The 21781-nt window shown below is 67.0% G+C and carries 27 protein-coding genes; 17 read left to right on the top strand and 10 right to left on the bottom strand.

Annotation, left to right across the window (positions count from 1 at the left end; genetic code table 11):
* The first annotated feature begins 55 nt into the window (after nucleotides 1-55).
* Nucleotides 56-277 (top strand): hypothetical protein, encoded by a 222-nt coding sequence (locus ACQKJZ_RS05780; protein WP_183950631.1) that lies wholly within the window; start codon nucleotides 56-58, stop codon nucleotides 275-277.
* A 59-nt stretch (nucleotides 278-336) separates the two neighbouring features.
* Here ACQKJZ_RS05780 and ACQKJZ_RS05775 read toward each other — a convergent pair whose 3' ends face one another.
* Nucleotides 337-900, bottom strand: coding sequence for a glycine zipper 2TM domain-containing protein (locus ACQKJZ_RS05775; protein WP_427730327.1), 564 nt, complete (start codon nucleotides 898-900; stop codon nucleotides 337-339).
* A 174-nt stretch (nucleotides 901-1074) separates the two neighbouring features.
* Complete coding sequence (locus ACQKJZ_RS05770) at nucleotides 1075-1383, bottom strand: glycine zipper 2TM domain-containing protein (protein WP_312488068.1); 309 nt, start codon at nucleotides 1381-1383, stop codon at nucleotides 1075-1077.
* 147 nt (nucleotides 1384-1530) lie between these two features.
* On the opposite strand from ACQKJZ_RS05770, the gene ACQKJZ_RS05765 reads away from it, so the two are divergent.
* Nucleotides 1531-2169: a trimeric intracellular cation channel family protein gene (locus ACQKJZ_RS05765; RefSeq protein ID WP_427730326.1), complete on the top strand. Its 639-nt coding sequence runs from the start codon at nucleotides 1531-1533 to the stop codon at nucleotides 2167-2169.
* 99 nt (nucleotides 2170-2268) lie between these two features.
* On the opposite strand, the gene fumC is transcribed toward ACQKJZ_RS05765, so the two are convergent.
* Nucleotides 2269-3660: a class II fumarate hydratase gene (gene fumC / locus ACQKJZ_RS05760; protein ID WP_427730325.1), complete on the bottom strand. Its 1392-nt coding sequence runs from the start codon at nucleotides 3658-3660 to the stop codon at nucleotides 2269-2271.
* Between the two features lie 345 nt (nucleotides 3661-4005).
* A complete protein-coding gene (locus ACQKJZ_RS05755; RefSeq protein ID WP_183950479.1) occupies nucleotides 4006-4491 on the bottom strand; it encodes an SspB family protein in 486 nt (161 codons plus the stop codon).
* 71 nt (nucleotides 4492-4562) lie between these two features.
* Between ACQKJZ_RS05755 and hisB the strand changes: the two genes are divergently transcribed.
* The 8 genes from hisB (at nucleotide 4563) to ACQKJZ_RS05715 (ending at nucleotide 10426) form a co-directional block, all read left to right on the top strand.
* Complete coding sequence (gene hisB / locus ACQKJZ_RS05750) at nucleotides 4563-5150, top strand: imidazoleglycerol-phosphate dehydratase HisB (RefSeq protein WP_175313888.1); 588 nt, start codon at nucleotides 4563-4565, stop codon at nucleotides 5148-5150.
* Nucleotides 5147-5752: an imidazole glycerol phosphate synthase subunit HisH gene (hisH, locus tag ACQKJZ_RS05745; RefSeq protein WP_427730324.1), complete on the top strand. Its 606-nt coding sequence runs from the start codon at nucleotides 5147-5149 to the stop codon at nucleotides 5750-5752. The genes hisB and hisH overlap by 4 nt, the downstream gene beginning before the upstream one ends.
* Nucleotides 5749-6483 (top strand): 1-(5-phosphoribosyl)-5-[(5-phosphoribosylamino)methylideneamino]imidazole-4-carboxamide isomerase, encoded by a 735-nt coding sequence (gene hisA / locus ACQKJZ_RS05740; RefSeq protein ID WP_427730323.1) that lies wholly within the window; start codon nucleotides 5749-5751, stop codon nucleotides 6481-6483. Before hisH ends, hisA begins: the two co-directional genes overlap by 4 nt.
* Nucleotides 6480-7241 (top strand): imidazole glycerol phosphate synthase subunit HisF, encoded by a 762-nt coding sequence (hisF, locus tag ACQKJZ_RS05735; protein ID WP_427730322.1) that lies wholly within the window; start codon nucleotides 6480-6482, stop codon nucleotides 7239-7241. Before hisA ends, hisF begins: the two co-directional genes overlap by 4 nt.
* A gap of 434 nt (nucleotides 7242-7675) precedes the next feature.
* Nucleotides 7676-7831 (top strand): hypothetical protein, encoded by a 156-nt coding sequence (locus tag ACQKJZ_RS05730; protein ID WP_427730321.1) that lies wholly within the window; start codon nucleotides 7676-7678, stop codon nucleotides 7829-7831.
* Nucleotides 7832-7863: 32 nt separating this feature from the next.
* Nucleotides 7864-8178 (top strand): phosphoribosyl-ATP diphosphatase, encoded by a 315-nt coding sequence (locus ACQKJZ_RS05725; protein ID WP_427730344.1) that lies wholly within the window; start codon nucleotides 7864-7866, stop codon nucleotides 8176-8178.
* A gap of 17 nt (nucleotides 8179-8195) precedes the next feature.
* Nucleotides 8196-8573, top strand: coding sequence for a histidine triad nucleotide-binding protein (locus tag ACQKJZ_RS05720; RefSeq protein WP_427730320.1), 378 nt, complete (start codon nucleotides 8196-8198; stop codon nucleotides 8571-8573).
* A 314-nt stretch (nucleotides 8574-8887) separates the two neighbouring features.
* Nucleotides 8888-10426 (top strand): amino acid permease, encoded by a 1539-nt coding sequence (locus ACQKJZ_RS05715; protein WP_427730319.1) that lies wholly within the window; start codon nucleotides 8888-8890, stop codon nucleotides 10424-10426.
* Between the two features lie 75 nt (nucleotides 10427-10501).
* Here ACQKJZ_RS05715 and ACQKJZ_RS05710 read toward each other — a convergent pair whose 3' ends face one another.
* On the bottom strand, nucleotides 10502-11494 hold the full coding sequence (locus tag ACQKJZ_RS05710) for an adenosine kinase (protein WP_427730318.1): 993 nt from the start codon (nucleotides 11492-11494) through the stop codon (nucleotides 10502-10504).
* Nucleotides 11495-11642: 148 nt separating this feature from the next.
* Here ACQKJZ_RS05710 and ACQKJZ_RS05705 point away from each other — a divergent pair, with 148 nt between their 5' ends.
* The 3 genes from ACQKJZ_RS05705 to ACQKJZ_RS05695 all read left to right on the top strand — a co-directional run bounded on the left by ACQKJZ_RS05705 (nucleotide 11643) and on the right by ACQKJZ_RS05695 (nucleotide 13137).
* A complete protein-coding gene (locus tag ACQKJZ_RS05705; protein WP_427730317.1) occupies nucleotides 11643-12320 on the top strand; it encodes an EI24 domain-containing protein in 678 nt (225 codons plus the stop codon).
* A complete protein-coding gene (locus tag ACQKJZ_RS05700) occupies nucleotides 12317-12700 on the top strand; it encodes a hypothetical protein (RefSeq protein ID WP_427730316.1) in 384 nt (127 codons plus the stop codon). Before ACQKJZ_RS05705 ends, ACQKJZ_RS05700 begins: the two co-directional genes overlap by 4 nt.
* Nucleotides 12701-12900: 200 nt before the next feature.
* On the top strand, nucleotides 12901-13137 hold the full coding sequence (locus tag ACQKJZ_RS05695; protein ID WP_427730315.1) for a hypothetical protein: 237 nt from the start codon (nucleotides 12901-12903) through the stop codon (nucleotides 13135-13137).
* A gap of 91 nt (nucleotides 13138-13228) precedes the next feature.
* Here ACQKJZ_RS05695 and ACQKJZ_RS05690 read toward each other — a convergent pair whose 3' ends face one another.
* On the bottom strand, nucleotides 13229-13627 hold the full coding sequence (locus ACQKJZ_RS05690; protein ID WP_427730314.1) for an HIRAN domain-containing protein: 399 nt from the start codon (nucleotides 13625-13627) through the stop codon (nucleotides 13229-13231).
* 115 nt (nucleotides 13628-13742) lie between these two features.
* Between ACQKJZ_RS05690 and ACQKJZ_RS05685 the strand changes: the two genes are divergently transcribed.
* The gene (locus tag ACQKJZ_RS05685; protein WP_427730313.1) at nucleotides 13743-15605 is read left to right on the top strand and encodes a M1 family metallopeptidase; all 1863 of its coding nucleotides are present in this window, start codon (nucleotides 13743-13745) and stop codon (nucleotides 15603-15605) included.
* A gap of 207 nt (nucleotides 15606-15812) precedes the next feature.
* Entirely contained in the window at nucleotides 15813-16325 is a 513-nt protein-coding gene (locus ACQKJZ_RS05680; protein WP_427730343.1) for a CHAP domain-containing protein, read from the top strand.
* A gap of 160 nt (nucleotides 16326-16485) precedes the next feature.
* Here ACQKJZ_RS05680 and msrB read toward each other — a convergent pair whose 3' ends face one another.
* The 3 genes from msrB to ACQKJZ_RS05665 are packed head-to-tail and all read right to left on the bottom strand — an operon-like array spanning nucleotide 16486 to nucleotide 19170.
* Nucleotides 16486-16977, bottom strand: a complete 492-nt coding sequence (msrB, locus tag ACQKJZ_RS05675; RefSeq protein ID WP_427730312.1) for a peptide-methionine (R)-S-oxide reductase MsrB — start codon at nucleotides 16975-16977, stop codon at nucleotides 16486-16488.
* A 55-nt stretch (nucleotides 16978-17032) separates the two neighbouring features.
* Nucleotides 17033-18256: an ABC transporter permease gene (locus ACQKJZ_RS05670; protein ID WP_427730311.1), complete on the bottom strand. Its 1224-nt coding sequence runs from the start codon at nucleotides 18254-18256 to the stop codon at nucleotides 17033-17035.
* A complete protein-coding gene (locus tag ACQKJZ_RS05665) occupies nucleotides 18253-19170 on the bottom strand; it encodes an ABC transporter ATP-binding protein (protein ID WP_427730310.1) in 918 nt (305 codons plus the stop codon). Before ACQKJZ_RS05665 ends, ACQKJZ_RS05670 begins: the two co-directional genes overlap by 4 nt.
* Nucleotides 19171-19212: 42 nt before the next feature.
* On the opposite strand from ACQKJZ_RS05665, the gene queG reads away from it, so the two are divergent.
* Nucleotides 19213-20262 carry a tRNA epoxyqueuosine(34) reductase QueG gene (gene queG, locus ACQKJZ_RS05660; RefSeq protein WP_427730309.1) on the top strand — a complete coding sequence of 350 codons (1050 nt, stop codon included), beginning with the start codon at nucleotides 19213-19215 and terminating at the stop codon, nucleotides 20260-20262.
* 179 nt (nucleotides 20263-20441) lie between these two features.
* Here queG and era read toward each other — a convergent pair whose 3' ends face one another.
* A complete protein-coding gene (gene era, locus ACQKJZ_RS05655; protein ID WP_427730308.1) occupies nucleotides 20442-21338 on the bottom strand; it encodes a GTPase Era in 897 nt (298 codons plus the stop codon).
* Nucleotides 21339-21476: 138 nt separating this feature from the next.
* Between era and ACQKJZ_RS05650 the strand changes: the two genes are divergently transcribed.
* The gene (locus ACQKJZ_RS05650) at nucleotides 21477-21698 is read left to right on the top strand and encodes a hypothetical protein (RefSeq protein ID WP_427730307.1); all 222 of its coding nucleotides are present in this window, start codon (nucleotides 21477-21479) and stop codon (nucleotides 21696-21698) included.
* Nucleotides 21699-21781: the final 83 nt, after the last annotated feature.

Raw genomic sequence — 21781 nt, 5'->3', positions numbered from 1 at the left:
GGAAGCCGGTGTCGCATGCTTGTATATCGGGCGGGCCACCGCCATCTTGAAAGCCATGCTGAACCTGTTCTCGATCGTCATCGGCGTCGTCGCGCTTTTGCTGGGCATCGTGCCGTTCCTGCCCTTTTTCGCCTGGGGCTATTGGTTCGTCATTCCCATCGCTATCGTCGGCGCGGCGGTGGGCGCGCTGTCGTCGCGCAATGGTGGCCGAAACCTCAACCTGATCCTGATCCTGATCTTCGGGTTGCGCTTGATGCTGGGTGGCGGCCTGATCTGAACGGGAAACGGCCCGGTGCGCCGCCGCACCGGGCCGTCTCGACAGGCTGACCGCCGCGTTCAGCGGCAGCGGACCTGCCCGCGATCGATCTGCCGACCCAGGAGCGCGCCGCCGCCCGCACCGATCACGGTGCCCAGCAGCCGCGAGCCGCCGCCGGCGATCACATTGCCCAGCGTACCGCCCGCCAGACCGCCGATCAGCAGACCGGTGGTGCCGTCATTACGGCGGCAATAATAGCGGCCGTTCATCCCGCGATAGATGCGGTCGTTGCGGCCCAGCACGCGCGGTTGATAGTAACGGCCATCGCGATAATAGCGCTCCGGGTAATAACCGCGCTGGCCCGGCTCGAACCGGTTATAGTCGTAATTGCGCCAACGGACGTTGCGCATGTCGCGGCGATAGTCCTTGCGCGCGTCGCGCACGTCCTCGCGATAGTCCTTGCGCGCCTCGCGGATGTCGCGGCGCGAGTCGGCATTGCGGACATCGCGGCGATAGTCGCGGCGGGCGTCGCGAATGTCGTTCTGATATTCGCGGCGCGCTTCCCAGCCATTGCTCTGCGCGGCGGCCGGCATCGCGGTGAAAGTCATCGCGGCCATCGTGGCCGACAAAAGAGCGATACGCATGACGATACTCCCGTCTATTGAGATGCAGGTTGAACGCCTGTTCCGCGCCGGTCGTTTCGTGAACGGAAAACTACCTTTCGTTCACCGACGAGACATGGGTCGCGCCGGCCTGACCCCATGAAAAAGGGCGCCACCCGAAGGTGACGCCCCTTTAAACTTACATGGGAAACAGGATCAGCGGCAGCGACGCTTGCTCGTGCCGCGCTCGACTTCGCGACCGGCCAGCGCACCGACGGCGGCGCCGCCCAGCGTACCCAGCGTACGGTCGCCGCGCGTATCGATGGTGCGACCGAGCAGCGCGCCGGCGACGCCACCGACGACCAGGCCGGTCGTGCCATCGGGCTTGCGGCAGCGGACACGGCCGCGATCATCGCGCCATTCCCGATACTTGTAACGGCGCTGCGCATCGGCGGCGGTGACGGGCACGAGCATCGAGGGAACCACCATCGCCGTGCAACCCAGAGCGAGCATCAATTTCCGCATGGCCAACTTCCTTTCGAATATGATCTGTTTCCGTAACGTCCGCACCCTAATGTCCGTTGCATGAACCAGACATAACGTACCGTTCATGAAACGGCATCGTCGCGATGGCCTTCCCCCCTGCCCGCCACCGCCTTAAGACCGACGGCGATGCTGCCCGAACCCACCGCCATGCTGCCCGCCGCGATGCCCTGGCTCGACCTGGCGGGGCTGGCGGTGTTCGCGGTGTCGGGAGCGCTGGTCGCGGCCAAGCATCGCCAGACGATGGTGACCCTGGTCTTCTTCGCGCTCATCACCGGGGTCGGCGGCGGCACGCTGCGCGACCTGATGATCGATGCGCCCGTCTTCTGGGTGCATGATGCACGGGTGCCGGTGGTGTGTCTGGCCGCCGCCATCGCGGTGTGGGCCACGCCCGAGCGCTGGTGGCGTGGCAGCGCGCTCGACTGGTTCGACGCGGTGGGGCTGGCCGCCTATGCCGTATACGGCGCGGCCAAGGCGAGCGGCTATGGCATCCCGCCGGTCCCGGCGGCGATGCTGGGCGTGGTGTCGGCCTGCGTCGGCGGCATCATCCGCGACGTGATCGCGGGCGAACCGTCGATCCTGATGCGCCCCGAACTCTATGTCACCGCCGCCGCGCTCGCCTCGACCAGCTATGTGATCCTGACCGCGCTGGGCGTGCCGTTGGCGGGGCCGATCGCGGCGCTGGCGGGGTTTCTGTTGCGCGGGGCGGCTATCCATTACCGGATCGCCCTGCCCGCTTATCCGGCCAGGGGGGGCGAGGAGCGGTGATAGGGTTTCGCGTGGCCTTCGACTGCGCTCAGGCTGAACGGAGGTGAAACCCTGAAATCCGTTCAGGCTGAGCGAAGTCGAAGCCCAAGGGAATCGCCCTCACCGCCCCAGCATCAACTCCGGCCGCACCACCCGGTCGAAGGTCGCCTCGTCGACCAGCCCCAACTCCAGCCCGGCTTCCTTCAGCGTCTGTCCCTGCTGATGCGCATGCTTGGCGATCTTGGCGGCATTGTCATAACCGATCTCGGGCGCCAGCGCGGTCACCAGCATCAGCGAGCGGTCGAGCAGTTCGGTGATCCGGTCGCGATTGACCGTCATCCCCTCGACCGTGCGCTCGGCGAAACTTTCCATCCCGACCGCCAGCAGATGGATCGAGCGCAACACGTTCGCGCCGATCAGCGGCTTGAAGACGTTGAGTTCCAGATGCCCCTGCAAGCCGCCGACCGTCACGGCGGCGTTGTTGCCGATCACCTGCGCGGCGACCATGGTCAGCATCTCGCACTGGGTCGGGTTGACCTTGCCCGGCATGATCGAGCTGCCGGGCTCGTTGGCGGGCAGTTCCAGCTCGCCCAGCCCCGAACGCGGGCCGGAACCCAGTAGACGGATGTCGTTGGCGATCTTGGTGAGCGCCACCGCCAGCACATTCAAGGCGCCATGCAGATCGACCAGCCCGTCATTACTTGCCAGCGCCTCGAACTTGTTGGGCGCGGTCACGAAGTCGATGCCGGTCGCCTCGGCGATCTCGGCGGCGATCGCCTCGGCAAAGCCGTTCGGCGCGTTCAGCCCGGTGCCGACCGCCGTCCCCCCTTGCGCCAGCGGCAGGATATTGCGGTGGAGCGTCCCCTCGATCCGGTCGCGGGCATTGGCGAGTTGCTGCACATAGCCCGAAAATTCCTGCCCCAGCGTCAGCGGCGTCGCATCCTGCAAATGGGTACGGCCGATCTTGACGATGTCGTCCCAGGCCGTCGCCTTGGCGTCGAGCGCGGCGTGGAGCCGGTCCAGCGCGGGCAGGAGCTGGCGGTTCACCGCGATGGCGGCGGCGACATGCAGCGCGGTCGGGAAGGTGTCGTTGGAGGACTGGCCCCGGTTCACATCGTCATTGGGATGGACCGGCGACTTGCCGCCGCGCGTGCCGGTCAGCATCTCGTTGGCGCGGCCCGCGATCACTTCATTGGCGTTCATGTTGGACTGGGTGCCCGAGCCGGTCTGCCAGATGACCAGCGGAAACTGGTCGTCATGCCGCCCGTCGATCACCTCCTGCGCCGCCGCCTCGATCGCATCGGCCTTGTCCGCCCTCAGCCCGTGCCCGCGATTGATTCGCGCGGCGGCCTTTTTGACGATGGCGAGAGCGTGGACGATACCGATCGGCATCCTTTCCCGCTCGCCAAAGGGAAAATTCTCGAGACTGCGTTCGGTCTGCGCGCCCCAATAGGCGTCGGCGGGAACCTCGATCGGGCCGATCGAGTCGGTTTCGGTGCGGGTCTGGGTCATGATGGAGGGACTCACCGGATGGGGAATGGGTTCCGCATCTGATCATGCCGCTTCCGGTTCACATAGGCCCCACCCCGGCGAAGGCCGGGGTCCAGTTGCTGCGCGCTATCGAGGGGTGCGTGGAACTCGCCCCCCTTCCACGCCACGGCATTCCTTGCCATTGGCGTCAGAGGAACTGGGCCCCGGCCTTCGCCGGGGGACACGATTTTGGTTCGCGCGGAGGCGCGGAGAACGCGGAGGGGGTTGGCTTCATGGCGCCTACCGCCCTGCCCCATCTACCGGTAGCAAACGGGATCGCTGATGAGGCGCGGGACGTCTCTTCGTCCTCCGCGCCTCTGCGCGACATCATTTCTTCCGCTTGAAATCCACCGCGACGACGTTGCTGCCGTCCTCGACCGGCTTGGCGACGGGCTCGTCATTCTCGGCCGAATCGTGCGGATCGGGATCGCCCTGGGGATCGTCGGCGACGTGGAAGCCCAGTTCGAACTGCACTTCCGGATCGTGGAAGCGCGTGATCGCCGAATAGGGAATCACCAGCTTGGAGGGCACCTGGTTGAAGCTGAGCCCGACCGAGAAGCGATTCTCGTCCACCGTCAGGTCCCAGAAGCGATTCTGCAGGACGATCGTCATCTCGTCCGGGAATCGCTCCATCAGGCGCTGCGGGATGTCGACGCCGGGTGCCTGCGTCTTGAAGGTGATGTAGAAATGGTGCGTGCCGGGCAGATGCCCCGTCTCCGCCACCGGGCCGAGTACACGCCCCACCACGGCGCGCAGGGCCTCCTGCACGATGTCGTCATAGGGGATGAGGCTGTCGGGCAATCCTTCGGTCATGGCCCATGGACTAGCGGCCTTTGATCGCGGGTCAAGATTGCATGGGACGGATAGGTGTTTATGGGGATGCCATGCGCACCGCCACCGTCCACCGCGCCACTGCGGAAACCGTCATCGACGTCACCGTCAATCTCGACGGCACCGGCGTCTATCAGAACGCCACCGGCATCGGCTTTCTCGACCATATGCTCGACCAGCTGTCGCGGCATTCGCTGATCGACCTGTCGGTCAAGGTGGAGGGCGACCTGCACATCGACGGGCACCACACGACCGAGGATAGCGCGCTTGCGATCGGACAGGCCTTTGCCAAGGCGCTGGGCGACAAGCGCGGCATCCGCCGCTATGGCGAGGCGCTGTCGCCGATGGACGAGGTGCTGACCCGCACCGCGCTCGACATTTCGGGGCGCCCCTGGCTGGTGTGGAAGGTGCCGTTCACCAATCCGATGCTGGGCACGCTGCAGACCGAAATGATCGAGCACTGGTTCCACAGCTTCGCGCAGGAGGCGGGCATCACGCTGCACGTCGAGCTGCTGCACGGCCACAACAACCATCACATCGCGGAGAGCATCTTCAAGGGCCTGGCCCGTGCGTTGCGGATGGCGGTCGAGATCGACCCGCGCAAGGCCGACGCCATCCCCTCGACCAAGGGCATGTTGTGACGCTGGCGCTGATCGATATCGAGTCGGGCAATCTCCACTCGGTCGACAACGCCCTGCGCGCGGCGGGGGCGAGCGATGTGGTCATCACCGCCGACCCAGACGTGATCGCCAGGGCCGACCGGATCGTCCTGCCGGGCGTCGGCGCGTTCGGGGCATGTGCGGCGAATCTGCGCGCGGTCGACGGGCTGGAAGAGGCGTTGCGCGACGCCGCCCTCACCCGCGCGCGGCCCTTCCTGGGCATATGCGTCGGCATGCAGTTGCTCGCCGACGCCAGCGACGAGATGGGCGAGCATCGGGGCTTGGGCTGGATTCCCGGCCGCGTGACGCGCCTCACCCCCGCCGATCCGGCCGCCAAGGTGCCGCATATGGGCTGGAACGATGTGCAGCCGACCCGCGAGCATCCGCTGATCGTGCCGGGCGAGGCCTATTTCCTCCACAGCTATGCCTTTACCGGCGAACATGTGCTGGCGACCACCGATCACGCCGGTCCCGTCACCGCTGCGATCGGCCGCGACACCATCGTCGGCGCGCAATTCCACCCCGAGAAGAGCCAGCGTTATGGCCTCTCCTTCCTCACCCGTTTCCTGGAGTGGCATCCGTGAGCCTCATCGTCTTCCCCGCCATCGACCTGAAGGGCGGCCAGGTCGTCCGCTTGGCCGAGGGCGATATGGACCGCGCCACCGTCTACGGCGACGATCCCACCCATCAGGCGATGCTCTTCGCCGAGGCGGGCGCGCAGCACCTGCATGTCGTCGATCTGGATGGTGCCTTTGCGGGCGAGTCGGTCAATGGCGAAGCGGTGCAGGCGATCGTCAAAGCCTTTCCCGGCCATGTCCAGCTGGGCGGCGGCATCCGCAACCCTGAGAATGTCGAGCGCTGGTTCGATCTGGGCGTGTCGCGCGTCGTGATCGGCACGGCGGCGCTGGAGAATCCCGACTTCGTGCGCGACATGGCCAAGGCCTATCCGGGCGGTATCGTCGTCGCCGTCGATGCCAAGGACGGCATGGTCGCCACGCGTGGCTGGGCCGATGTGTCGACCGTCTCGGTCGAGGACCTCGCGCGCCGGTTCGAGGATGCGGGCGTCGCCTCGCTGCTCTTTACGGACGTGGGCCGCGACGGGATGCTCAAGGGCTGCAACGTGCCCGCCACCGTCGATCTGGCGCGCGCGGTGCGTATCCCGGTGATCGCCAGCGGCGGCGTGGCGGGGATCGGCGACATCCATATGCTGGCGCTCCATCATCAGGATGGGGTCGAGGGCGTCATCACCGGCCGGGCGCTCTATGACGGGCGGCTCGATCTGGCGGCGGCGCTGTCGGTGGCGGCGGCCGCATGACCGTCCGTGCGCGCGTCATCCCCTGCCTCGACGTCGCGAACGGCCGGGTGGTCAAGGGCGTCAACTTCGTCGACCTGATCGATGCGGGCGATCCCGTCGAGCAGGCGCGCGCTTATGACGCGGCGGGCGCGGACGAGCTCTGCTTCCTCGACATCACCGCCAGCCATGAGGCGCGCGGCACCATATTGGACGTGGTACGACGGACGGCGGCGGTGTGCTTCATGCCGCTGACCGTGGGCGGTGGGGTTCGCACCGCCGAGGATGCGCGCGCGCTGCTGCTGGCGGGCGCGGACAAGGTGGCGGTCAACTCCGCCGCCGTCAGCCGCCCGGAAGTCGTCTCCGACATCGCCGAGCGATTCGGCAGCCAGTGCTGCGTCGCCAGTGTCGACGCACGGCGGACGGCCAATGGCTGGGAGGTGTTCACCCATGGCGGGCGGCGCGCGACCGGGATCGATGCGATCGAACATGCGCTTCGGCTGGCCGAACTGGGCGCGGGCGAGTTGTTGGTGACCTCGATGGACCGGGACGGGACGCGGGGTGGCTACGATCTCGACCTGATCCGCACCATCGCCGACCGGACCAGCGTGCCGGTGGTGGCGAGCGGTGGCGTCGGGGGACTGGACGATCTGGTCGCCGGGGTTCGTGACGGCCATGCCTCGGCGGTGCTGGCGGCGTCGATCTTCCACTTCGGCGATGCGTCAATTGCCGATGCGCACCGCGCGCTCGCGGCGGCGGGGGTGCCGGTTCGGGCGCATTGATTTTCGCGCGAAGCCGCGAGGGCGCGAAGAATTTTTGGTTCGCGCGGAGGCGCGGAGGCGCGGAGAGACTGGGTGTGGGGTTGGCGATGGGCTTTCCCCATTCGTGGAACACGTCTTCCGCCCGCCACCTCCTCCCCCCTCCGTTCACGCTGAACGAAGTCGAAGCGCACGCCCGGCGCTTTGCCCAATGGCGCGGTTGTCCCTTGGCCTTCGACTTCGCTCAGGCTGAACGGAGGTTGGGGGTCTGCCTCATCGATCGGAAGACATGCGCCCCCCTGAGAGGTACAGGCCACCGCCCGCCCAAGAACCAGACCCTCCGCGTCTCCGCGCCTCCGCGCCTCCGCGCGAACAAAAAAACTTCGCGTCCTCGTGTCCTCGCGTGAACCAAACTCCGCCGGATGACCCCCGCCCGACACGCTGCTAAAACACCCCCTATGCCCACCACTACCCTGACCACCGCCGCCGCCCATAACGGAGCGCCCCGGGCGCGAAGCCATCCCGAATGGTCCGACATCGGCCTGTTCGTCTTCGCGATCGGTGCGGTCTGGCTGCTTCGTCACCTGATGCGCCGCCGCAACCGCAAGGATTGACGCGAGCGCTTCCCCGCGCCACCCACGCCGCCATGGACATGCTCGACCGCCTCGAAGCCACGATCCGCGCGCGCCGCGACGACGGCGACGCCGCCACCTCCTATGCCGCGAGCCTCTTTGCCAAGGGCCGCCCCAAGATCGCGCAGAAACTGGGCGAGGAAGCGGTCGAGACGGTGATCGCCGCCATGGCGCAGCCTGACAAGATCGTGTCCGAGGCCGCCGACCTGATGTTCCATCTGATCGTGCTGCTGGCCGATACGGGCCACACGCTGGACGATGTCCGCGCCGAACTGGCGCGGCGCGAGGGCGTGTCGGGGCATGACGAAAAGGCTGCGCGGCCCCGTTAATCCCACGGAGAATTTCGATGCCGATCGACGCCACGCTTCCCTATGACGATCAGAATATCTTCGCGAAGATCCTGCGCGACGAGATCCCGTCTAGCCGTGTCTACGAAGATGAATGGGCGGTCGCGTTCCACGACATCGCGCCGCATGCGCCGACGCATATCCTGGTGATCCCGCGTGGGGCCTATGTGTCATGGGACGATTTCTCCGCGCGCGCCGGCGAGGCGGAAATTGCCGGCTTTGTCCGCGCGGTCGGCCATGTCGCGCGCGAGGCCGGGGCGGTGCAGCCGGGATACCGGCTGCTGGCGAATATCGGTGCGGATGCCGGGCAGGAAGTGCCGCATCTCCATGTGCATATCCTGGCGGGCAAACCGCTCGGCCCGATGCTGACGCGCTGACCCAGCCACTTGGCACGCCCCTCCCATAAACGGGAGGGGATGGGGGAGGGAAACGCCACGGGCGACAGGCTCGGTGAGACACCCCGCCCTCCCCAAACCCCTCCCGCCTGCGGGAGGGGCTCGCCGCACGATACAGAACGGCGGCCTATACCTCGGAGCAGGCGGAAGAAGGGCTTTAATCCACTCCCCCGAGCGCATCCCGCGCACCTTAGGGATTGCGCGTAATAAAATTGCAGCTAACTTCCCCGACCATTCACCAAACACCGGGCGCGCCCTCGATCGGGGCCGCCTTCCCTCGGGGGGATTGGACATTCATGATTTTCGGGCGCGTTAAGCCTCTGGACGCCATTTTGGCGACCGCCGAGAAGAAGGGGCTGCAACGATCGCTAGGCGCGTTCCAGCTCACCATGCTGGGTATCGGCGCCGTCATCGGTACGGGCATCTTCGTTCTCACATCCGAAGCCGCGCAAAAGGCGGGGCCGGGGATGATGCTGTCCTTCGTGCTGGCGGGCTTCGTCTGCGCGGTCGCGGCTTTGTGCTATTCCGAGCTGGCCTCGATGGTGCCGGTCGCGGGGTCGGCCTACACCTACACCTATGCGGTGATGGGTGAGCTGCTGGCCTGGATGGTCGGCTGGGCGTTGATCCTCGAATATGCGGTCGGCGCCTCCGCCGTCGCGGTCGGCTGGTCGGGTTATGTCGTTGGGCAGATCCGCAACCTGCTCGGCATCGACATACCGATGGAGTGGGTCAACGGCCCCTCCTCGGGCGGTTATATCAACCTGCCCGCCGTCATCATCTCGCTGCTCGTCACTTGGCTGCTGGTCGTCGGCACCACCGAGAGCGCCCGCGTCAACGCCATCCTGGTCGCGATCAAGGTCGCCGCGCTGACCCTGTTCATCGCGCTGTCGGTGCCGGTGATGAACGGCGCGCATTTCGAACCGTTCATGCCCACCGGCCTGACCGGTGTCGCTGGCGCGGCCGCCTCGATCTTCTTCGCCTATGTCGGCTTCGACGCGGTCTCGACCGCCGCCGAGGAGACCAAGAATCCGCAGCGCAACGTGCCCATCGGCCTGATCGCGTCGCTGCTGTTCTGCACCGTTTTCTATCTGCTCGTCTCGGCGGGGGCGATCGGCTCGCCGCTGGGTGCGCAGCCGGTGCGTGACGCTGCCGGCGTCGTGCTGTCGCCGGGCACGTCGGAACTGGCCGCACAGTGCAAGGCGATCGTGGCGAGTGGCGCGGCCGAGCCGCTGTCCTGCTCGCGCGAGGCGCTGGCGCACGTCCTGCGTACCATCGGCTGGGAGAAGATCGGCAATCTGATCGGCCTGGCCGCCACGCTGGCGCTGCCCTCGGTCGTCCTCATGATGATGTTCGGCCAGACCCGCGTGTTCTTCACCATGGCGCGTGACGGCCTGTTGCCCGAAAAGCTCGCCTCGGTGCATCCGCGCTATCGCACGCCGCACGTCGTGACGATCGTGACCGGCATCGCCGCGACCATCGCCTCGGCCTTTCTGCCGGTCGGCAAGCTGGCGGACTATTCCAACTCGGGCACGCTGTTCGCCTTCTTCATGGTGGCGCTGTCGGTGATGGTGCTGCGCAAGACCGATCCGAGCCGCAAGCGGCCGTTCCGCACGCCCGCCGTGTTCATCGTCGCGCCCGCCGCGATGATCGGTTGCGCGTATCTGTACTTCTCGCTGCCGCTGATCGCGATCCTGGTCCTGCCGGGCTGGGGCGCGGTGGGTCTGGCGATCTACTTCCTCTACAGCCGCAAGCGCAGCCATGTCGGGCGCGGCGTGATCGACGTGGTCGACGACCCCGCGATGCAGCCCGAAGTGGCCAAGCCGATCGACCGCTGATCGGCGTTCGACAGACACGAAAAAGGCCCGGAGGAGCAATCCTCCGGGCCTTTTTATTTGGCTTTGACTTGAACCTTACAGGCTGGCGGCGAGCGTCTTCAGGTCGACCTGGGGACGTGCGCCGAAATGGCTTATGATCTCGGCGGCGCAGGCCGCGCCCAGCGTCAGCGAGGCCTTCAGGTCCTCGCCATGCGTCTGGCCATAGAGGAAGCCTGCCGCGAACAGGTCACCCGCGCCCGTGGTATCGACGACCTTGTCGACGGGATGGGCGGGCACGGTCACGCGCTCATCACCGCGCACCGCCAGCGCGCCCTTTTCGGCGAGCGTGACGACCAGCGTCTCGACCTTGTCCTTCAGCGAGGCGACCGCAGCCTCGACATCCGCCGTTTCGGTCAGCGCGACGATCTCGGTCTCGTTGGCGAAGATCACGTCGATCATGCCGCCGTCGATCAGCGCGTGGAAATCAGCGCGGTGACGGTCGATCACGAACTCGGCGGAGGCGGTGAAGGCGATCTTGCGGCCCGCCTCACGCGCGACCTCGATCGCGGCGCGCATCGCGGCGCGGGGCTCTTCGGGGTCCCACAGATAGCCCTCGATATACAGATAGGCGGCATCGGCGATCAGCGAACGGTCCAACGCCTCGGCGGGCAGATAGTGCGACGCGCCCAGGAAGGTGTTCATCGTCCGCTGGCCATCGGGGCTGACGAAGATCATGCAGCGCGCCGTCGTCGGCTGGCCCTCGCGGGCGGGGGTGTCGAAGCGGACGCCGGCGGCGCGGATGTCGTGCGCGAAGACCTCGCCCAGCTGGTCGTCGGCGACTTGGCCGATAAACGCGGTCTTGCCGCCCAGTGCGGCGATGCCGGCCAGCGTATTGGCGGCCGAGCCACCCGAAATCTCGCGACCGGGACCCATCTTGGCATACAGCGCATCGGCCTCCTCAGGCGAGAAGACGAGCTGCATCGCGCCCTTGGTCATGCCGTTTTCGGCAATGAAGTCATCCTCGGCGGAGGCAAGGATATCGACGATGGCATTGCCGATCGCCACCACATCATAGGTGGGGTTGGTCAAGAAACGGACTCCGGGAAATAAGCTGTGATGCCGCCGCCCTAGTCAGCGCGCTACCCCCGCGCAAGACATCAGGGCGGGGGCCGACAGCCGCGCGCGATCGACGCGTCGACATTGACTTGGCCCCGCCCCGCGCGCCATCCCATGCGGCATGATCCGTGCCTTCTTCCTGTCGCTGGGGCAATTGGGCGATCCAGCGATCCGCCGGGTCCTGCTCCGGTCTTTGGCGGCGACCCTAGCGATCTTCGTCGTGGCGGGCGTCGCGCTGTGGTGGGGCGTGCGTGCGGCCCTCACCGGGTGGCTGGGCGCACAGGCGGGGGGCTTGTCGGCTGCGCTTGTCGTGGTGGTCGAGATCGTCACCCTTTGGCTCGCCTTCCGCGCCGTGGCGATGGCGGTGATCGGGCTGTTCGCCGACGACATCGTCGCGGCGGTCGAGGCCCGCCATTATCCGGGCGCGCAGGATACCGCACGGCCGGTGCCGCTGACGCGGGGGCTCGCGATGGGACTCGGCTCGGCGGCGCGGGTCGTGGCGATCAACCTCGTGCTGCTGCCGGTCTATATCGGGCTCCTGGTGACCGGTGTCGGTACGGCGGCGGCGTTCCTGCTGGTCAATGGCTGGCTGTTGTCGCGCGATCTGGGCGACATGGTGGCGGCGCGGCATATGGATGCGGCCGCGATGCGGCGCTGGCGCAAGGCGACCGGGCCGCGGCGCCTGCTGCTGGGGCTTGCCGTCGCGGTGCTGTTCGTGGTTCCGGGGTTGAACCTGCTGGCCCCCGTCCTGGGCGCGAGCATGGCGACGCATGTCTTTCATCGGAGGCGACCCGCATGACCCCCCATTGGCGCAGAACCGCGCTGTTCCTGCTTCCCCCTATGGCGCTGGCCGGCTGTACCGTCCCCCAGGCCGCCGCCCCGGTGCGCGGCATGGCGCCGGTGCCGGTGCCCTATACCAGCGTCGGGCTGGAACGCGTGCTGGGCCAGGATGCAGCCGGCTTGACGAAGCTGTTCGGTGCGGCCGATGCCGATGTTCGCGAGGGGCAGGCGCGCAAGCTGCAATATCAGGGCAAGTTCTGCGTCCTCGACGCCTATCTCTACCCCAAGGATGGTGGCGAGCCGCGCGTCTCCTACATCGATGCGCGCGAGCCCGACGGCAGCGCGATCGACCGCGCTAGTTGCGTTGCAGCACTCACCCGGCGTGACGGCGGACGCTGACGGCGGGCACGGGACGGATCAATAAAAGCCGTTACGGCCCTAATCATAAGGTGTTGAGCGGCAAGCTGCGACATTGCGCCCACAATCCCACTAAAAAATTTGATGCAGTGCGGGAACAATTTTGCACCTCGGTACATTTGCGCTATCGGGACAATGAACATTGCCGCGTCTTGGCGGTCGTTCGCCATGGGAGATTATTTATGATGAAGTTCCTGTCTGCCGTTGCCGCCACGGCGCTGGTCGCCGCTCCGGTTGCCGCCGCTCCGACCAACCCCGCCGCCAGCCTGTCGGTCTCGAAGTCGGTTCGCGCGTCGGCTCCGACCGCCAAGAACAACAAGCTGGCCGGCGGTGGCATCCTCGCCGCTCTGATCGCTGCTGGCGTCGTCGCCATCGGCGTCGTCGCGATCGTCAAGGACGACGACGCGGACAGCAACTGATCGGAGCGGACGGGTTCGCCCGTCCACTGGATCAGCGCATGACGATGCGTGGAGAGGGAGCCGGTTTCGGCTCCCTCTTTCGTTTCGGGGATCAGGCGCCCCAATCGGGTCCATCCGCATCGGGGTAGAACAGGTCGTCGCCCCCGCGATCCTCGCTCACGTCCGGCCTGACTTCGGGCAGGGTCGGCATGCCGCCGCCGAAACGGACACGAATATAGGCCACGGACTTGTCCAGCGCCTGGAAGACGGCCTGTATTTCCTCACCCCGTCGGATCCGCGCCCCGATGAACGGCGCACGCTCGGCCGACAGATAGCCGCCCTGAACGCCGCGCGCACTGAACACGGCGATGGCGTTGGGATCATGGCGATTGCGCGGTTCGGGCCGCAACGTCACCGGATCACCCGCCGCCGACGCCAGCCATTCGAAGCGCCGATTGCTCCGCGCCTTGTCCTCATTGGGAAAGTCGATCCCCACCACCGCCAGCGTCATTTCATCCATCCCGCCTAGCTGGTGGCGACGCCCCCACGCGTCCAGAGGGTCGCGCCCCTCCCATTCCACGACGATCCCGCTATGGTGCACTCATCCTGTCCCATTCGGAGTCTCCATGTCCCTGGCCGCCCTGGCGATGCTGCTCGCCGCCCAATCCGCAACCCATGCCCCCATGGTCGCGCCCGTCCTGACCAGTGCCGACGCCCGCGACGTGCATAGCTATGCCCGCCCGCTGGAGGCGCGGGTCACGCATGTCTCGCTGAACCTCTATGCCGATTTCGATACCCATGTGATGCGCGGCGTCGCGACCCTGTCGGTCGATGCCAAGCCGGACGCCCGGCAACTGGTGGTCGACGACAATGGCCTGCGCATCGTCAGTGTCACCGATGCGCAGAACCGTCCCCTGCCCTACACGGTTGGGCAGGCGGACAAGGTGCACGGCGCGCCGTTGACGATCACGCTGAACGGCAATCGCACGGTCAGGATCGCCTATGCCTCCGCGCCGCAGGCCAAGGCGCTGCAATGGCTGTCGCCCGAACAGACCGCCGGCAAGACGCAGCCCTATCTGTTCAGCCAGGGCGAGGCGATCCTCAACCGCAGCTGGATTCCGACCCAGGATTCGCCCGGCATCCGCCAGACCTGGGACGCCACGGTCAACGCCCCCTGCGCGCTGACCGTCGTGATGAGCGGCGAGCGCACGGGCGAGACGCCGTGCGAAGGCGGCCGCCACACCGCCAGCTATCGCATGGACAAGCCGGTCGCCCCCTATCTGATCGCGCTCGCCATCGGCGACCTGAAGTTCAAGCCATTGAGCGCCAATACCGGCATCTGGACCGAGCCGGCGATGCTGGACAAATCGGCCTGGGAGTTCGCGGGGCTCGACAAGTTCGTGACGGCGGCCGAGGGGCTGTACGGCCCCTATCGCTGGGGCCGCTATGACGTGCTGGTCCTGCCGCCCAGCTTTCCGTTCGGCGGCATGGAGAACCCCACCCTCACCTTCGCCACGCCGACCGTGCTGGCGGGCGACCGCAGCCTCGTCAGCCTGATCGCGCACGAACTGGCGCATAGCTGGTCGGGCAATCTCGTTACCAACGCCACCTGGGACGATTTCTGGCTCAACGAAGGCTTCACCAGCTATTTCGAGAACCGGATCATGGAGTCGATGTACGGCAAGCGCCGCGCCGCCATGGAGGCCGACTTGGCCTGGACCGATATGATGAACGCGGTGAAGGAAGCCGGCGGCCCGCAATCGCCCGACACCAAGCTGCATCTCGATCTCGACGCCAGCCGCGATCCCGACGACGGCATGACCCAGATCGCCTATGACAAGGGCGCGACCTTCCTGCGCACCATCGAGTCCGTCGTTGGTTGCGCGCGCTGGGACGCGTATCTGCGCGGCTATTTCGATCGCCATGCCTTCCAGCCGCAGACAAGTGCAGGCTTCCTGGCCGATCTGCGCAAGAATCTGCTGAAGCCCGGCGAGGATGCGAAGATCGGTGTCGACCAATGGGTCTATCAGCCCGGCATCCCGGCGAACGCGGTCCATGTCCGCTCCGACGCCTTTCCCGCGATCGACGCGGCGGCCAAGGCGTTCGCGGCGGGTGGCCCGGTGTCGGCCGTCCCCGACACAGTCACGACGCAGGAATATGTCCGCTTCCTCGACCAGCTGCCCCGCCAGCTGTCGGCCGAACGGCTCGCCGCGCTCGACGGCCAGTTCCATTGGAACCGGACGGGCAATAGCGAAATCCGCTTCGCCTGGCTCAAACTGGCGCTCGCCAACCGCTATCCGCCAGCCGAGGCATCCGCCGAGCAGTTTCTGACCTCGCAAGGCCGCCGCAGGTTCGTCGCGCCGCTGTTTCAGCAGCTTCAGGGACAGGGCGAATGGGGCCAGGCGCTGGCCAAGCGAATCTATGACAAGGCGCGTCCCGGCTATCATTCGGTGACGCAAGTGACGGTCGATCGCCTGCTCGGACGATAAGCCGAGCCTTGCGAGCGGCGAAACGAGGAACGAAAAACTCGTTTCGCCGCCGTATTTTCAAGTCACCGCCGGGCCGACACCGTTCACCGGATAAGCCCCCGCCGGTCGCTTCCCATCCCGTTCGGCCCCGGTTAATCGAAAATCACACCGACATTCCGACCGGGGGGTCACGTGAAGTTCAAGGCATTTGCAGTGCGATTCGCGCTGATGGCATCCTGCGGCCTGATGATGGCCGCTCCCGCTGCGGCCCAATTCTGGCAGTGTGCGCCTTACGCCCGTGAGATTTCGGGCATCGATATTCACGGCAACGCCAACACCTGGTGGGGCCAGGCCGAGGGCCGCTACGAGCGTGGCCATACGCCGGCGGAAGGTTCGGTCCTGGCGTTCGAGGCGACCCACCGCATGCGCGTGGGTCATGTCGCGATGGTCAGCAAGGTCGTCAGCGACCGTGAAGTCCTCCTGACCCATGCCAACTGGTCGCGCCGCGGCGGCATCGAGCGCGACGTCCGCGCGATCGACATCTCGCCGAACAACGACTGGTCGCTGGTCAAGGTCTGGTATGGCCCCAATGGCGGCTTGGGCACCTCGGCCTACCCCACCAAGGGCTTCATCTATGCGGGCCACAAGCCCAGCGTCTCCGACCTGCCCGCGACCGAGATCGCATCGAACACCGGTGGCCGCGTCAACGGCATCCTGACCTTCGCCGCGCCGATCCAGTAAATCGCGGTTCTGATAGGTTCATCGAACGCGGAACGTGCACTTCGACTTCGCTCAGTGCGAGCGGAGTGAGGGACAAGCCCAACCCTCTTCAACCCACACTATAAAACTCGTTCAGCCTGAGCGCAGTCGAAGGCCACGGGAAGTTTCGTCCCGCGAGGCGTCAAGCCGCCCGAAACGTCATCGCCACGCCGTTCATGCAATAGCGTTTGCCGGTGGGCTTGGGCCCATCGTCGAAGACATGCCCGAGATGCCCGCCGCAACGGCTGCAATGCACCTCGACCCGCTCCATCATCAGGGAACGATCGGTGTCGGTGCCGATCGCGTGCGGCAAGGGTGCCCAGAAGCTCGGCCAACCGGTACCGCTCTCGAACTTCGTCTTGGACGAGAAAAGCGGTTGGCCACAGCCCTTGCAGGCGAAGATGCCGCTGCGATGCTCGCCGTTGAGCGGGCTGCTATAGGGCCGTTCGGTCCCCTCATGACGCAGGACGTTATAGGCGGCGGGGCCCAGCTTCGCCTTCCACGCCGCGTCGCTCATCGCCACCGGGAAACGCTCCGCCGCCTCGGCCTCACGCCCGCAAGCGGACAGGCCCGCCCCCAGAGTGCCGAGACCCAGAAGGGACAGAAACGCGCGGCGATCGGAAGAAGCGGTCATGCCCCTAAGATAGGTATGCCGCCCCGGTCCGAAAAGATCGGCGCCGGGGGGGCCGCTACCCCCGCTTGCGTCGCCAAAAGGGCCGCGTGCTCCCCGATTGCAGCACGCCGCGACGGAACAGCCGCGCGCCGAGCGTGACGAAGATCGCCACCCACAGTGCCTGCCACGCCAGCGCCAGCAGATGCGGCCACAGCGTATCGTCCGCCGCCGCCAGTCCCGCCATCGCGAACGGCGAGGATAGCGGGAAAATCCTCGCCACGCGCGCCAGCCAACCTTGCGGGTCGGACAGCCCACTCAGCGTCAAGGTGAACATGCCGACCTGAACGATGGTGATGGGCAGCGAGAGCATCTGGATCTCACGCATCGTCGAGGCCTGCGCCCCGATCGTCAGGAACACCGAACCCAGCAGCAGATAGGCCATGGTGAAATAGCTGACGAACAGCACGACGAACATCGGCAGGCCGATCGCCGGCGACAACTCGCCGACCACTCCGCCCAGCGCCGGCGGCAACAGGCTGGTCACCTGGCCGAGTACGGTCCCCCAGAAGCCGATGAACAGCACCGCGACGCCGAACATGCCGAGCAGCTTGCCCAGGAACACCGCCTCCAGCGGCACGGCGGCGGCCAGCACTTCGATCACCTTGTTGGATCGCTCCTCGGCCATGGTGCCGACGACCTGCCCCGCCAGGAACAGGGTGAGGAAGAAGACACCGAACACCGCCAGGAACGCGGTCTGGTTCTGCCCACCCTGCGTCGCGCGCTGGCGCTGGAAGGCGATCTTGGTGGGGGTGATGCCGGGCAGCGTGCCGCCCAGCCGCTCGGCGGCAAGCGCGCCGCCCGCCAGGACCGTCAGATAGTCGGCGGTCCTGGCGCCACGCGGGCCATAGAGGATGGTCGGGCGGTCGAGCGGCCCGTAGAGGACCGCCGTCGCATCGAAATTGGCGGCCTCGAAGGTCGCACGCGCCTGCGCCGCGACATCGCGCGCCGGTGTGCGGGTGACGAGCTCGGGCGGTTCCTCGTCACGGCGGAACACCTTGCGGGCGCGGCGATCCGCCTCGACGATGGCCGGGGCAACGGCGTCGGGGACGATCGCGACGATCCGTACCCGCTCGCTGCCATGATCGGCCGCCTGTTGTGCGCCCATCGCACCGATCGTGCTGAACGCCACCATGATCAGCGGCGCGAACAGGAACAGCAGGAAGATGGGGGTGAAGACGGTGGCGATGAAATCGCGCCGGGCGATCGTAATCGTCTGGCGGATCAGGCGACGCGTGCTCATGCCGCGACCTCGGCCACGGGCTCGCCGACGATGCGCACGAATGCCTCGTGCAGGCTGGGCCGCTCGATCGATAGGTTCAATATGCCTGCCCCCGCCGCCAGCAGCCGGCCCAATACCGGCTCGATCCCTTCGTCGGGCAAGGTGAAGCGCCAGTCGGCGCCCTCGCGCACCGCGTCGGGGGGCAGCAGGCCGGGCGGCACGCGCTCGGCATCGCGCGGGCGATAGCGGACTCGCGCGCGCAGCGTACCGCGCGCCTCGTCCACCGTACCCTCGAACCGCCGCCGGCCGCCGGCGATGATGGCCAGCCGGTCGCACAGCCGCTCGGCATGGGCCATGACATGGGTGGAAAACAGGATGGTCGCGCCCCGGTCCCGCTCACCCAGGATCAGCGCCTCCAACCGTTCCTGATTGACCGGATCGAGCCCGGAAAAGGGTTCGTCCAGGACCAGCAACCTGGGCCGGTGAACCACCGAGCCGAGCAATTGGACGAGCTGCGCCATGCCCTTGGACAATTTGCGGATCTTGTTGTCGGCGGCATGGGCCAGCCCGGCCTGCTCCAGCAATTCGCCCGCCCGCGCGCGGCCCGTCGCCCAGTCGAGCCCACGAAGCGCACCCATGAAGGCGATCGCCTCGCGCGCCTTCATCGCGGGGTACAGCCCGCGCTCCTCGGGCAGATAGCCGACCAGATCGCTGGCATCGCGCGGATGGGCATGGCCGAGCAGACAGCGCTCCCCCTCATCGGGTTCGATGATGCCTAGCAGCATGCGCAGCGTCGTCGTCTTGCCGGCGCCATTGGGGCCGAGCACGCCGTACACTGCGCCCGTCGGCACCGCGATGTCGACCCCGTCGACGACGCGGCGCTCGCCAAAGCGCTTCGCCAGGCCCGAGGCGCTGACCGCCCACTGATTGTCCACGCCCTGTTCCTCCACCCTATCCACCTGTGGTAGCGGGCGGAGGTGGCGCAAGACAAGCTGGAAACCCGGATCAAGGCGAAGGCGGCGGAGCTGGGCTTTGCCGCGATCGGCATCACCCATGCCGATGCCGCGCCCAGGACCGCCGAGCGGCTGCACCAATGGCTGGCCGGGGGGCGGCACGGATCGATGATCTGGATGGCCGAACGCGCCCATCAACGGCAAAGCCCCGCCAGCCTGTGGCCCGAGGTGAAGAGCATCATCTCGCTGGGCGTCAGCTATGCCCCCGCTAAGGACCCAATGCGGCTGGCGGACGAGGGGCGGATCGGCCGTATCTCGGTCTATGCGCAGGGAGCGGACTATCACGACGTCGTGAAGCGCCAGCTGAAGGCGCTCGGCCGCTGGCTGGCGCAGGAAGCCGGGTGCGATCTGAAGGTCTTCGTCGACACCGCGCCCGTCATGGAAAAGCCATTGGCCGAGGCGGCGGGGCTGGGCTGGCAGGGCAAGCATACCAATCTGGTCAGCCGCGATCATGGCAGCTGGCTGTTCCTCGGCGCGATCTACACCACGCTGGAGTTGGAGCCGGACGCGGTCGCGCGTGATACCTGCGGGCGCTGCGATGCGTGCCAGCGGGCGTGCCCGACCGATGCCTTCCCGGCGCCCTATCAGCTCGATGCGCGGCGGTGCATTTCCTATCTGACGATCGAACATGCCGGGCCGATCCCCGAGGAGTTCCGGGTCGCGATCGGCAACCGCATCTATGGCTGCGACGATTGTCTGGCGGTGTGCCCGTGGAACAAGTTCGCGGCGGCGGCGCAGGCGAACATGGCCTTCCATCCGCGCGCGGAACTGACCGCGCCGGAGCTGGGGGATTTGCTGTCGCTGGACGATGCCGGGTTCCGGCAGGTGTTTTCGGGCTCGCCGATCAAGCGGATCGGGCGCAACCGGATGGTGCGCAATGCGGCGATCGCGGCGGGGAACAGCGGCGCGGCGGAGTTGGTGCCGGTGTTGTGGGGGTTGTTGGGGGATGATGATCCGGTGGTGGTGGAGGCGGCGGAGTGGGCTTTGGGGCGGTTAAGAGGGGTGGTGGCCTAGCCCTGCCCTCCCCCATCCCCTCCCGCCTGCGGGAGGGGCGTGCCAAGCGTCACCGACATGCGCTTCAACAAATCCCAAGTTCGGGGCTGACGCTTAACGCTCGCCGAGCAACGCTCCCCTCCCGCAGGCGGGAGGGGATGGGGGAGGGCCACGGTGTCTCACCGAGCCCCCACCCCAATTCACTCCACCCAATCCAACCCGATATCCTTGTAGACCGAACGATCCTCGTCCCAGCCCGGCTTGACCTTCACATGAAGGTACAGGTGCACTGTCTGCCCCAGCAGTTCAGACAGCTGCGCCCGCGCGCGCGCGCCGATCTCCTTGATCCGCACGCCGTTCTTGCCCAGCACGATGGCGCGCTGGGTCGGGCGTTCGACCAGGATCTGCTGATGGATCTCAACCGATCCGTCCTCGCGCTCCTTATACGCCTCGGTCTCGACCGCGCTGGCATAGGGGAGTTCGGCATGGAGCTGGAGATAGATCTGCTCGCGCGTCACCTCGGCGGCCAGCGCACGCTCGGTCGCGTCGGACACCTGGTCTTCCGGGTAATGCCACGGCCCCTCGGGCATCAACGCGGCGAGGCGGGACTTTAGCTGGGGCAAGCCATCACCGGTCTGCGCCGAGATGAACCAGGTCTCGTCGAACTCGACGACCTCGTTCAGCTTTTCGGCATGGGTCAGCAGCCGCGCCTTATCGGCGATGTCGACCTTGTTGAGGATCAGGTGCTTGGGCTCCGGGCGATGCGCGATCGACTCGGCGATGGCGTGGATCTTGGGGCCGATGCCGCCCTTGCCGTCGACGACCAGCGCCAGGATGTCGGCCCCTTCCGCGCCTTCCCAGGCGGCGGCGACCATCGCGCGGTCGAGGCGACGCTTGGGTTCGAAGATACCGGGCGTATCGACCAGCAGGATCTGCGCATCCCCCTCGATCGCGACGCCGAGCAGCTTGGCGCGGGTCGTCTGCGCCTTGGGGCTGACGATGGCGACCTTCTGGCCGACCAGCGCATTGACGAGGGTGGATTTGCCGGCATTGGGCGCGCCGACGACGGCGACGAGGCCGCAACGTTGTTCAGTCATGACCGCCAGCGGTACAGGTCCGGCCCGCTTCCCGCAACGGTCCGCCCCTATGAAGAGAATGTCATGGCCGGATCACGGAACGGCCACGGACCAGCGCGCATTTTCCCCGCCACGATTTCGAGCGCAAGGAGAGACGCCATGAAGATCCTTCTCACCGCCCTGTCGGCCGCCGCGCTGCTGATCGTCGCGGGCCCCGCCTCGGCCAAGGGATGCCTGAAGGGCGCGGCTGTGGGCGGCGTCGGCGGGCATTTCGTCGGCAAGGGCCATGCGGTGCTGGGCGCGGCGGCGGGCTGTGCGGTCGGGCATCACCGCGCCAAGGTGCAGGCCAAGAAGGAAGCGGCCGCCGCAAAGGGCCGTTAAGGTCGATGGCTGGGTGAGGTTGGGGCCTGGGCTTCGACTTCGCTCAGCCTGAACGGCTGTCCTGGAAGACCGCCGTACACCCC

The sequence above is a fragment of the Sphingomonas sp. NPDC019816 genome, assembly GCF_050274375.1.
GTDB lineage: Bacteria > Pseudomonadota > Alphaproteobacteria > Sphingomonadales > Sphingomonadaceae > Sphingomonas.
Note: the sequence above shows the minus strand (reverse complement) of the source record. Positions and strands in the feature narration are given on the sequence as shown.

What these genes read in the sequence shown, in the direction of transcription:
- ACQKJZ_RS05780 (WP_183950631.1), top strand. Translation starts at nt 56, where the DNA reads ATGCTGAACCTGTTCTCGATCGTCATCGGCGTCGTCGCGCTTTTGCTG.
- ACQKJZ_RS05775 (WP_427730327.1), bottom strand. Translation starts at nt 900, where the DNA reads ATGCGTATCGCTCTTTTGTCGGCCACGATGGCCGCGATGACTTTCACC.
- ACQKJZ_RS05770 (WP_312488068.1), bottom strand. Translation starts at nt 1,383, where the DNA reads ATGCGGAAATTGATGCTCGCTCTGGGTTGCACGGCGATGGTGGTTCCC.
- ACQKJZ_RS05765 (WP_427730326.1), top strand. Translation starts at nt 1,531, where the DNA reads ATGCTGCCCGAACCCACCGCCATGCTGCCCGCCGCGATGCCCTGGCTC.
- fumC (WP_427730325.1), bottom strand. Translation starts at nt 3,660, where the DNA reads ATGACCCAGACCCGCACCGAAACCGACTCGATCGGCCCGATCGAGGTT.
- ACQKJZ_RS05755 (WP_183950479.1), bottom strand. Translation starts at nt 4,491, where the DNA reads ATGACCGAAGGATTGCCCGACAGCCTCATCCCCTATGACGACATCGTG.
- hisB (WP_175313888.1), top strand. Translation starts at nt 4,563, where the DNA reads ATGCGCACCGCCACCGTCCACCGCGCCACTGCGGAAACCGTCATCGAC.
- hisF (WP_427730322.1), top strand. Translation starts at nt 6,480, where the DNA reads ATGACCGTCCGTGCGCGCGTCATCCCCTGCCTCGACGTCGCGAACGGC.
- ACQKJZ_RS05730 (WP_427730321.1), top strand. Translation starts at nt 7,676, where the DNA reads ATGCCCACCACTACCCTGACCACCGCCGCCGCCCATAACGGAGCGCCC.
- ACQKJZ_RS05725 (WP_427730344.1), top strand. Translation starts at nt 7,864, where the DNA reads ATGGACATGCTCGACCGCCTCGAAGCCACGATCCGCGCGCGCCGCGAC.
- ACQKJZ_RS05720 (WP_427730320.1), top strand. Translation starts at nt 8,196, where the DNA reads ATGCCGATCGACGCCACGCTTCCCTATGACGATCAGAATATCTTCGCG.
- ACQKJZ_RS05715 (WP_427730319.1), top strand. Translation starts at nt 8,888, where the DNA reads ATGATTTTCGGGCGCGTTAAGCCTCTGGACGCCATTTTGGCGACCGCC.
- ACQKJZ_RS05705 (WP_427730317.1), top strand. Translation starts at nt 11,643, where the DNA reads ATGATCCGTGCCTTCTTCCTGTCGCTGGGGCAATTGGGCGATCCAGCG.
- ACQKJZ_RS05700 (WP_427730316.1), top strand. Translation starts at nt 12,317, where the DNA reads ATGACCCCCCATTGGCGCAGAACCGCGCTGTTCCTGCTTCCCCCTATG.
- ACQKJZ_RS05695 (WP_427730315.1), top strand. Translation starts at nt 12,901, where the DNA reads ATGATGAAGTTCCTGTCTGCCGTTGCCGCCACGGCGCTGGTCGCCGCT.
- ACQKJZ_RS05690 (WP_427730314.1), bottom strand. Translation starts at nt 13,627, where the DNA reads ATGACGCTGGCGGTGGTGGGGATCGACTTTCCCAATGAGGACAAGGCG.
- ACQKJZ_RS05685 (WP_427730313.1), top strand. Translation starts at nt 13,743, where the DNA reads ATGTCCCTGGCCGCCCTGGCGATGCTGCTCGCCGCCCAATCCGCAACC.
- ACQKJZ_RS05680 (WP_427730343.1), top strand. Translation starts at nt 15,813, where the DNA reads ATGGCATCCTGCGGCCTGATGATGGCCGCTCCCGCTGCGGCCCAATTC.
- msrB (WP_427730312.1), bottom strand. Translation starts at nt 16,977, where the DNA reads ATGACCGCTTCTTCCGATCGCCGCGCGTTTCTGTCCCTTCTGGGTCTC.
- ACQKJZ_RS05670 (WP_427730311.1), bottom strand. Translation starts at nt 18,256, where the DNA reads ATGAGCACGCGTCGCCTGATCCGCCAGACGATTACGATCGCCCGGCGC.
- era (WP_427730308.1), bottom strand. Translation starts at nt 21,338, where the DNA reads ATGACTGAACAACGTTGCGGCCTCGTCGCCGTCGTCGGCGCGCCCAAT.
- ACQKJZ_RS05650 (WP_427730307.1), top strand. Translation starts at nt 21,477, where the DNA reads ATGAAGATCCTTCTCACCGCCCTGTCGGCCGCCGCGCTGCTGATCGTC.